Annotated in this window: 11 protein-coding genes; 9 read left to right on the plus strand and 2 right to left on the minus strand. The window is 67.5% G+C overall.

Annotated features, from left to right (window positions below; genetic code table 11):
- Nucleotides 1-20: 20 nt before the first annotated feature.
- The 8 genes from JOE46_RS04925 to JOE46_RS26275 all read left to right on the plus strand — a co-directional run bounded on the left by JOE46_RS04925 (nucleotide 21) and on the right by JOE46_RS26275 (nucleotide 6,023).
- Complete coding sequence (locus JOE46_RS04925) at nucleotides 21-371, plus strand: DUF3703 domain-containing protein (protein ID WP_097209696.1); 351 nt, start codon at nucleotides 21-23, stop codon at nucleotides 369-371.
- Nucleotides 372-523: 152 nt separating this feature from the next.
- Complete coding sequence (locus JOE46_RS04930) at nucleotides 524-1,030, plus strand: OB-fold domain-containing protein (protein WP_257016937.1); 507 nt, start codon at nucleotides 524-526, stop codon at nucleotides 1,028-1,030.
- A 71-nt stretch (nucleotides 1,031-1,101) separates the two neighbouring features.
- The gene (locus tag JOE46_RS04935) at nucleotides 1,102-1,299 is read left to right on the plus strand and encodes a hypothetical protein (RefSeq protein WP_097209694.1); all 198 of its coding nucleotides are present in this window, start codon (nucleotides 1,102-1,104) and stop codon (nucleotides 1,297-1,299) included.
- Nucleotides 1,300-1,397: 98 nt separating this feature from the next.
- Nucleotides 1,398-1,844, plus strand: coding sequence for a helix-turn-helix transcriptional regulator (locus JOE46_RS04940; RefSeq protein WP_097209693.1), 447 nt, complete (start codon nucleotides 1,398-1,400; stop codon nucleotides 1,842-1,844).
- A gap of 5 nt (nucleotides 1,845-1,849) precedes the next feature.
- Nucleotides 1,850-2,260: a VOC family protein gene (locus tag JOE46_RS04945; protein WP_179800399.1), complete on the plus strand. Its 411-nt coding sequence runs from the start codon at nucleotides 1,850-1,852 to the stop codon at nucleotides 2,258-2,260.
- Nucleotides 2,261-2,279: 19 nt separating this feature from the next.
- On the plus strand, nucleotides 2,280-2,897 hold the full coding sequence (locus JOE46_RS04950; RefSeq protein ID WP_097209949.1) for a glyoxalase: 618 nt from the start codon (nucleotides 2,280-2,282) through the stop codon (nucleotides 2,895-2,897).
- A 54-nt stretch (nucleotides 2,898-2,951) separates the two neighbouring features.
- The gene (locus JOE46_RS04955; protein WP_097209691.1) at nucleotides 2,952-5,342 is read left to right on the plus strand and encodes an excinuclease ABC subunit UvrA; all 2,391 of its coding nucleotides are present in this window, start codon (nucleotides 2,952-2,954) and stop codon (nucleotides 5,340-5,342) included.
- Between the two features lie 201 nt (nucleotides 5,343-5,543).
- A complete protein-coding gene (locus tag JOE46_RS26275) occupies nucleotides 5,544-6,023 on the plus strand; it encodes a nitroreductase/quinone reductase family protein (protein ID WP_269590329.1) in 480 nt (159 codons plus the stop codon).
- A gap of 13 nt (nucleotides 6,024-6,036) precedes the next feature.
- Here JOE46_RS26275 and JOE46_RS04965 read toward each other — a convergent pair whose 3' ends face one another.
- The gene (locus JOE46_RS04965) at nucleotides 6,037-6,864 is read right to left on the minus strand and encodes an alpha/beta fold hydrolase (RefSeq protein ID WP_097209690.1); all 828 of its coding nucleotides are present in this window, start codon (nucleotides 6,862-6,864) and stop codon (nucleotides 6,037-6,039) included.
- Nucleotides 6,865-6,989: 125 nt separating this feature from the next.
- On the opposite strand from JOE46_RS04965, the gene JOE46_RS04970 reads away from it, so the two are divergent.
- Entirely contained in the window at nucleotides 6,990-7,511 is a 522-nt protein-coding gene (locus tag JOE46_RS04970; protein ID WP_097209689.1) for a hypothetical protein, read from the plus strand.
- On the opposite strand, the gene JOE46_RS04975 is transcribed toward JOE46_RS04970, so the two are convergent.
- Nucleotides 7,508-9,628, minus strand: coding sequence for a catalase (locus JOE46_RS04975; protein WP_209926468.1), 2,121 nt, complete (start codon nucleotides 9,626-9,628; stop codon nucleotides 7,508-7,510). The genes JOE46_RS04970 and JOE46_RS04975 overlap by 4 nt on opposite strands.
- Nucleotides 9,629-9,825: the final 197 nt, after the last annotated feature.

Here is a 9,825-nt window from a genome sequence, read left to right on the forward strand (position 1 = left end):
CGAGACACCGGGAGACCCCGATGCGGGCCATCACCCCACCCGCCCGAGCGCTGTACGACCACGAGATGACCGCTGGCCGGACCGCGCCCACCGCGCAAGAAAGGTGGCGGCACCTCGAGCGCGCCCACATCATTTCGCAGCCACACCCCTGGTTGCACACCCGCAACCATGTCGCGATGCTCGCACTCGCGCTGGCCCAGCGGGATCGGGGAGAGGCGCTCGGCCAGGTCGTCCGGATCATCGTGGCCGCCCCAGGCTCACTGTCCGGGCGCTACCCGGAGGGGAACACCGGGCGCGCATCCGCGGGACTCACGACCCCCATGCGGATCCCTGACGACCTGGCCGAGACCGTCACCTCGTTCGTCGCCTGACACCTGGTCCACACACCCCCGGACCGGCACGTGTGATGCACCTCACACGCAATACAGGCATGTACCCAGGTAGTCCGACCGTTGTCGGGTACCCGCGCCTGCGGGCAATGTGTCGTACACGGGGCGAAGGTTACGAAGGTGAGGTTTCCGCGATGTACCAACACCAACTGCTACACCCGCGCGTGACGTGTCGGGTCGACGAGATCGGCCGGCGAGACGCCCGCGCCGGGAGTGGTGAGGTAACCGAGGAAGCCACGTTCACCGGAGCTCCGTCGTCGGGATCCGGTTCGATCGTGTCGTGGATGGTGGTCGAACCCGCCATGAACGAGATGCACGCGGAACCGCTGCCGACCACGATCGCGATCGTCGATCTCGACAGCGGCGGACGGATCTACGCGTCGATCGAGGGCGAGGTCCTGGTTCGAACGGGCCAGCGAGTGCGCGTGCTGCTGCACCCGGCGATCCGGGGCGCGAGATTCCCCCTCCGCGGCGTGGTCGGCTCGATCGCCTGCGATTGCCGTCGGGAGAAGGCGCCAACACACGAACCGCCACCCCGACAGCACCACACGCACAACGCGGGCGACATCCTGGAGTGGTTCCTGCGCCGGCGAAGCTGGACCACCTGGACGCGTACGACCGAGGTAGAGAGGTCGCGATGATGTGGAGCCCATGCACATACGCGCGGCGTTGGCCCGAGTTGTGGGAGCCGCTGAGCGAAGCGGACCGGTGGGTGCTGTCGCAGACGCTGGCAGACGATCATTCCGAGGACGTGAGCCGCGAGGAGGTCGCGGATCTGGCTCGGTATCTGGCCGGCGACATCACGGCCGACGAATACGAGCTGCGAGCAGCCTGGCGACAGGTCGGCGCGGACACCGTGCAGCTCGATCGCGGTGCGGTCGGCCCGCTCCGCCTCGACACCGTCGCCTGAGCCGTCGCCGACCCGGTGACACCGGGGGAGCCGGACGCAACCGGGGTGGGACGCCTGCGGTGCTAGGCAACCGCGGTGGGACGTGCCACCATCGTGAGGTGACCAGCACACCCGCCGAGCCACAACGCCTTCGTGACCTCGCCCGGCTGCGCGGTGTCCGCGACCGGATGGACCGGGAGTATGCGCAGCCACTGAATGTCGAGGCGCTCGCCCGCGACGCGCACATGTCGGCCGGGCATCTCAGCCGCCAGTTCCGTCTCGCCTACGGCGAGTCGCCGTATTCCTATCTGATGACGCGGCGCATCGAGCGCGCGATGGCATTGCTGCGTCTCGGCGATCTCAGCGTCACCGAGGTCTGCTTCGCGGTGGGCTGCTCGTCGCTGGGCACCTTCAGCACCCGATTCACAGAGTTGGTCGGTATGCCGCCGAGCGCATACCGGGACCAGACGCGCCCCGGGGGGGAGATGCCGTCCTGCGTCGCGAAGCAGGTGACCAGACCGATCAGGAATCGAGAAGCGCAGGCGGTGTCACCCCAATTAGCGTGACTGCCATGGACATCAGAATTCACTCGGCCTTCCTCCCACACAACGACCGCGACGCCGCCCTGACCTTTTACCGCGACACCCTCGGCTTCGAGGTCCGCAAGGAGGTCGGCTACAACGGGATGTACTGGATCACCGTCGGCCACCCGGACCAGCCCGACACCTCGCTCGTCCTGCACCCGCCCGCCGCCGACCCCGGCGTCACCGACGACGAGCGGCGCATGATCACCGAGATGATGGCCAAGGGGACCTACGCGATCCTCACGTTGGCCACCCCCGACCTGGACGACACCTTCGGCAAGCTGGTGGCCAACGGCGCGGACATCGTCCAGGAACCGATCGAGCAGCCGTACGGCATCCGCGACTGCGCTGTGCGGGACCCCGCAGGGAACCTTCTCCGAATCAACGAGGTGCGCTGACATGACTTCCACCAAGCCCATGACCGCCATCAAGTCCGTCGTCCTCGAGGTGCCGGACCCCTCGTCCGCCGAGGCCTTCTACGCCGCATTCGGGGTCGGCGATCATGTCGGCGTACGCGCCGCGGAGGCACCGACCACCGGATTCCGCGGCTACACCCTGTCGCTCGTGGTGTCCCGGCCGAACATCGTCGATGCCTTCGTCGGGGCCGCCCTCGACGGCGGCGCCACCGCCATGAAGCCGGCCAAGAAGGGGTTCTGGGGCTACGGCGGCGTCGTGCAGGCCCCGGACGGCGCGATCTGGAAGATCGCGACGTCCACGAAGAAGAACGACGGACCGGCCACCCGGCAGATCGATGACATCGTGCTGTTGCTCGGCGTCGAGGACGTCAAGGCGACCAAGCAGTTCTACGTCGACCGCGGACTGGAGGTGGGGAAGAGCTACGGCCGCAAGTACGTCGAATTCGCCACCCCGCCGTCGAACGTCAAGCTGGCGCTCTACGGCCGTCGCGCCCTCGCGAAGGACGCGGGCGTGTCCCCGGACGGAACCGGATCGCACCGGATCGTCATCGGCAGCGATGCCGGACCCTTCGTCGACCCGGATGGCTTCGCGTGGGAGACCGTGCCCGGGAGGGCGTGATCGGTGGAATATAGGGACAACGGGTCGCGACGGCGGCCTGACAGAAGGGGAACGATGAGCTCTGCCACGAGGACCGCTACGCAGTCGCCTGAGCTGCACGCCGCCGACAGCCACGATCTGATCCGCGTGACCGGGGCGCGGGAGAACAACCTCAAGGACATCAGCGTCGAGCTCCCGAAGCGGCGGCTGTCGGTGTTCACCGGCGTCTCCGGCTCGGGCAAGAGTTCGCTGGTGTTCAGCACGATCGCCGCGGAGTCGCAGCGGATGATCAACGAGACCTACAGCTCCTTCGTGCAGGGCTTCATGCCGACCCTGGCGCGGCCGGAGGTCGACGTCCTGGAGGGGCTGACGACCGCGATCATCGTCGACCAGGAACGGATGGGGTCGAACCCCCGGTCCACGGTCGGCACCGCCACCGACGCCAACGCGATGCTGCGCATCCTCTTCAGCCGGCTCGGGCAGCCGCACGTCGGCTCGCCCCAGGCGTTCTCCTTCAACGTCGCCTCCGTCAGCGGTGCGGGCGCGATCACCACGGAGAAGGGCGGACGGGAGATCAAGGAGCGTCGCGCCTTCAGCATCACCGGCGGCATGTGTCTGCGCTGTGAGGGTCGCGGCAACGTCTCCGACTTCGACCTGACCGCGCTGTACGACGACAGCAAGTCGCTGAACGAGGGCGCGCTGACGATCCCCGGCTACAGCATGGACGGCTGGTACGGCCGCATCTACCGTGGCTGCGGCTTCTTCGACCCGGACAAGCCGATCTCGAAGTTCACGAAGAAGCAGGTGAACGACCTGCTGTACAAGGAGCCGACGAGGATCAAGGTCGACGGCGTCAACGTGACCTTCGAGGGCCTTATCCCGAAGATCCAGAAGTCGTTCCTGTCCAAGGACCGCGAGGCGATGCAGCCGCACATCCGGGCGTTCGTCGACCGCGCGATCACCTTCCAGACCTGCCCCGAGTGCGACGGCACCCGGCTCAGCGAGGGGGCTCGATCCTCCAAGATCGAGGGCAAGAGCATCGCCGACGCCTGCGCGATGCAGATCAGCGATCTGGCCGACTGGGTCCGGGGTCTCGACGAACCCTCGGTGGCGCCGCTGCTGACCGCGCTGCGGCACCTGCTCGACTCGTTCGCGGACATCGGGCTGGGGTACCTCTCGCTTGACCGACCGGCGGGCACGCTGTCGGGCGGCGAGGCGCAGCGCACCAAGATGATCCGGCACCTCGGCTCGTCGCTCACCGACGTCACCTATGTATTCGACGAGCCGACCATCGGCCTGCACCCGCACGACATCGAGCGGATGAACGCCCTGCTCCTGCAGCTGCGCGACAAGGGCAACACGGTGCTGGTCGTGGAGCACAAGCCGGAGACCATCGTGATCGCCGACCACGTCGTCGACCTCGGCCCCGGCGCAGGCACGGCGGGCGGCACCGTCTGCTTCGAGGGCTCCGTGGAGGGGCTACGGGGGAGTGACACCATGACCGGCCGCCATCTCGACGACCGCGCGGCGGTCAAGGAATCGGTGCGGTCCTCGTCCGGTGCGCTGGAGATCCGCGGCGCGACGTCGCACAACCTGCAGGGTGTGGACGTCGACATCCCGCTCGGGGTGCTCTGCGTGGTCACCGGCGTCGCGGGCTCCGGCAAGAGCTCACTGATCGACGGCTCGGTGTCCCGCAGGGACGGTGTGGTCTCGATCGACCAGGGCGCGATAAAGGGCTCCCGGCGCAGCAACCCGGCGACCTACACCGGGCTGCTCGAGCCGATCCGCAAGGCGTTCGCGAAGGCCAACGGCGTGAAGCCGGCGCTGTTCAGCTCCAATTCCGAGGGCGCGTGCCCCACCTGCAACGGCGCGGGCGTCATCTACACCGACCTGGGGGTCATGGCCACCGTCGAATCCCCCTGCGAGGAGTGCGAGGGGAAGCGGTTCCAGGCGTCGGTGCTCGAGTACACGCTTGGCGGCCGGAACATCGCCGAGGTGCTCGCGATGCCGGTGGCCGAGGCGGAGGAGTTCTTCGGCGCCGGCGAGGCCAAGATTGCCGCCGCACACAAGATCCTGCAACGGCTCGCCGATGTCGGGCTCGGCTACCTCAGCCTCGGCCAGCCGCTCACCACGCTGTCCGGCGGCGAGCGGCAGCGACTCAAGCTCGCCACCGCCATGGCCGAGAAGGGCGACGTCTACATCCTCGACGAGCCGACGACCGGGCTGCACCTCGCCGACGTCGAGAACCTGCTCGGCCTGCTGGACCGCATCGTCGACTCCGGCAAGTCGGTGATCGTGATCGAGCACCACCAGGCGGTGATGGCGCACGGCGACTGGATCATCGACCTCGGCCCCGGCGCGGGCCACGACGGCGGCCGGATCGTCTTCGAGGGCACCCCCGCCGACCTGGTCGCCGCCCGCTCCACCCTCACCGGCGAGCACCTCGCGGCCTACGTCGGCGCCTGACCAAGGTCGAGATCGCCCCCCAGATCAACCCTGTGACGCGTTGATCTGGGGGGACCTGGCACTGGATGAGCGAACGATGGAGTCGAGCGTCGTACTCGCGCCCGGCAGGTGTCAACAATGCCGAGACGCATCAACTGTTGACACCATCGGAACCGTGCGAGTCAACTTGTTCATGGCCGATTCACCGTTTCCCGATATCCGGTGGGCACCGAGAACAGACTTTTGCGGAAACCGGGCCTCGCCTTTCTCTCGACTCGGGCGGGCGCATGGGCGAACCGCAAGCTCGTGCCCATCGATCGGTGGCTGCTGAAGCGGAGCGCCGGTCGGTACACGGTCTTCGGTCCGTTCGCCACGCCGTTGATGCTGCTGACCACCACCGGGCGCAGGAAGGGGGAGCCGAAAACGATCCCTCTGGTGTACTACCGCGAGGGCAGCCAGATCTTCGTGGTCGGCAGCAACTACGGCCAAGCGAACCATCCCGCCTGGTCCGGCAATCTGCTCGCCGACCCGAGCGCGACAGTGGCCACAGGCGGCAAGGCCATCCCTGTCACGGCGACTCTCCTCGCCGAGCCCGAACGGACGCGAATCTTCCAGGCGTTCAAGGACATGTTCTCGACTTACCATGGGTACGAACACCGCACGACCCGCTCCCTGCGGGTGTTCGCGCTCACCGCCGCATGAAAGCGATCCGCGCTCAGGCTGCCCCGCCCCAGAATTCGACGAGCACCTTCGTGAGCTCCTCGGGCTTCTCCTCGTTCGGCGTGTGAGCGGCCCCCGCGATGATCTCGAGTTTCACGCCGAGGCGCGCCGCGGCGTCGGCCTGGATGTCCACCGGAATGACGTCGTGCTCGCCTGCGACGACGAGGATCGGCACGCCGGTCGCGGACAGCTCCCCGACACGGTCCGGCTCGGTGCCCATGGTAAGGGCGATCCCGGCGATGTTCGCGGTCTTGGTCACCATGATCCGGTTGTGCAGGAACTCCTTGACCGGTGCAGGGAAGATGTCCTCGAAGGTGCCGAACATGGCTTGCCACAAGGCCTCGTTGCCGCCCGCCCACAGCAGCTCCGGGATCGGGCCCATGTCCATGGCGCCGCCCAGGTTCTGACCACTCGGCGGCGAGTCGAGGATCACGTAGTCCAGGAATCGCTTCGGGTCGTTCAGCACAGCCGCCCTGGTGACGAGGCCACCGAAGCTGTGGCCGAGGAGGTGAACCTTCTCGCCTGGCGCAACCTGGTCGAGCACCTCGGCGAGGTCAAGCGCGAACTTGGCGATCGTGTACTCGCCGACCGCCTCGGGGCCGTCCGGTCCGTCCGAGTCGTACTGGCCGAGCTGGGAGTACGAGATCAGCCGGTAGCCCTCGGCGGTGACGAACGGCGCCATCGGGAGGAAGTCCTCCCGGGAGCCGGTGAAGCCGGGAACCATGACGACGGTGCCCTTGACCTCCGAGCCCGCTTCGGGCGTCGCCTCGAAAAGGGACAGCTCGCCGCGCGAGATCGTGATGCGGGACAGACTGACGGTCATGCCTTCTCCTTGATTACCGAGTGATCATTAGGTTACTGGCACCGCGCGGACGAGACGGCCGCCACGCCCCAACGCCGTGTTGACGAATGTCAACACGGCGTTGGACCAGCAGTTACGCTCGCCGGGTGGACCACGAGGAGAACAGCTATCGGTACTCGTTCATCACCCCCCTGTTGCCGGCCTCCGTGGAGAATCGGATCCGCGACGACCTCGGCGCCACGGTGACCGTTCACGGGCACCTCAATGTCGTCACCGTGGTCGGCGCCGCGTACCGACGCGCCGTCGCGGGCATGAATCTCGCCGAGGCCCTTGCCGAGCGCGGTGTCGCCGCGGAACGAACGCAGCCCGACCTCGTGAATCGCCGGATGATCGCCGAGCGGGCCCGCTGCACCAGGCAGGCCGTCGCGCTCTGGGTGACAGGGCAGCGGCACCAACACGATCCGTTCCCGCTGCCGGTCACGCTGGTCCCGGGGGAGACCTGGGCGTGGGCCGAGGTCAATTCCTGGCTGGCGCGCAACGGGTACCCCCACGAGACCGACTGCACCATCCCGGGACTCGAGGACCATGCGCGGCTCGACGCGCACCTGCTGACCCATCGCGATGAATACCGCGAGGCCGCCGCGGCCGCGCGCCGGAATCTCGGCTAGGAAGGACCCCCCGTCTCCGCCGCCACCGGGTCCGACGTGCGGTCCCACGCCCGATGGCAGGCAAGCGCGTCCCCGAAGTCGGTGAACAGCCGGGTGGGCAGCGCATCCGAGGCCGCGGCCGATGTCACCACGCCGGATGCCGTGACCACATCCGATTCCTCGGCGATCGGCTCGCGCACCCCAGCGGCGAGCAGCAGGCGGAGCCCGGACCCGAACCCCGCGAGCGGCTTGGCGTGATCGTAGGCCTCGGCGACGAACCGGACGGCTGCGCGGCTCTCGAGGAGGGCCGCGACGGCCGCGGGGCCACAAGGGACCACGACTCCATCGAAGAGCACGGAGGCCGTGGTCGGGAGGGCGCGGTCGATGATCAGCTCACCGCCGGAGCCGCCCGGCACGACCCCCTCGGCGGGACCGATGATCTCGACGACCGCACCGCGCTCGCTCAGCCACTCGGTCAGGCGCTCGACGCCGGTCACATCCACACCCTCCGCGACCAGGACCGCCACCCTCCTGCTCACGATGCCCGATGGTTCCTGACCGATCTGGGACAGTGCCGGCGATCTGGCCCCGTTGCCAAGAAGGAGATCGTGGGAGGGGCAGGGAAGCCCGAGCTGGGGCGCGACCCGGGCGGCCAGCGGGTGGCAGATGAGATTCAATTGCGACAGCACCCGGTTGCGGACCTCGCCGTTGCGGACCTTGCCGAGCTCGAAGCCGAATGCGGCGACGATGTGCTCCTGCTCGATCGGGGACATGGAATTCCAGAACAGCCGCGGCTGACTGTAGAAGTCGCGGAAGCTGTCGCTGCGGGCACGGATCTTGTGGCCCTCCACCTTCTCGGCCCGATGCCGGAAGGCCCCCTCGTCGGCCAACGCAGGACACCCCGCACCCAGACTGTTCTTCGTGTAGGCGCTGCGACCCTGCGGGATCTGGTGCTGCCCGTAGCCGTCTCGCTGGTTGGTGCGGACCTCGGCGAGCGGCCGGTTCACCGGGAGCTGAGCGAAGTTCGGACCTCCCAACCGGATCAGTTGGGTGTCCAGGTAGCTGAAGTTGCGGGCCTGCAGCAGCGGATCATTGGTGAAGTCGATGCCCGGCACCACGTTGGCGGTGTGGAACGCCACCTGCTCGGTTTCCGCGAAGAAGTTGTCCGGATTGCGGTTGAGCACCATTCGACCGACCGGCCGGACCGGTACCTGCTCCTCGGGGATGATCTTGGTCGCGTCGAGCAGGTCGAAATCGAAGGCGTGCTCGTCCGATTCGGCGACGAGCTGAACTCCGAGTTCCCACTCCGGATACTGACCCGCCTCGATGGCCTCCCACAGATCGCGCCGGTTGAAGTCGGGGTCACGGCCCGCGATGAGCTGGCATTCGTCCCAGACCAGCGAGTGGGTCCCGAGCGCAGGCTTCCAGTGAAACTTGACGAAAGTGCCTCGACCATCGTCGTCGATCAACCGGAAGGTATGCACCCCGAACCCCTGCATCATCCGGTAGCTGCGTGGGAGGGCGCGATCCGACATCAGCCACATCACCGCGTGCAGGGTCTCCGGCTGCAACGAAACGAAATCCCAAAACGTGTCGTGCGCGGACTGAGCCTGCGGGATCTCGTTGTCCGGTTCGGGCTTCACCGCGTGGATCAGATCCGGGAACTTGATGCCGTCCTGGATGAAAAAGACGGGAAAGTTGTTCCCCACGAGGTCATAGTTGCCCTGCCCGGTATAGAACTTGGTGGCGAAACCGCGCACGTCCCGCACCGTGTCCGCGGAGCCGCGCGAGCCGACCACGGTGGAGAACCGCACGAAGACGGGAGTCGCGATCGACGGATCGCGGAGAAACTGCGCTGTCGTGTACTCACCGAGCCAGCCGTCGTATGGTCGGAACTCACCGTAGGCACCCGCCCCGCGCGCGTGCACGACACGTTCGGGAATGCGCTCGTGGTCAAAGTGGGTGACCTTCTCCCGCAGATGGAAGTCCTCCAGGAGCGTTGGGCCCCTCTCACCCACCGTGATCGCATCGTCGGTGTGACCGATGCGCACCCCCTGCTGGGTAGTCAGACGGCCGGACTCCGCGGGCACTCGGGAGGGGTTCAGGTCGTCATACTTCGGATCATCGGGCGGGCACATGGGACTTCCTTTCTGTTCACGGCGGGTACCCGAGGGCCACCATGCGAAAACCCGTTTCGTTTCGAGCGGCAGGGGGAACTTTCGAACGGGTGAACTCCCACCGGGCCGCGGGTCTCGCGGCGAAGGAGCTACGCGCCCTGGCCGCGACACCGGCCGGCCCGAGCACTGCAGACGACAACCGTCACATGCCGTTAGTC

Source organism: Rhodococcus sp. PvR099, from assembly GCF_017833315.1.
Taxonomy (GTDB): domain Bacteria; phylum Actinomycetota; class Actinomycetes; order Mycobacteriales; family Mycobacteriaceae; genus Rhodococcus_G; species Rhodococcus_G oryzae.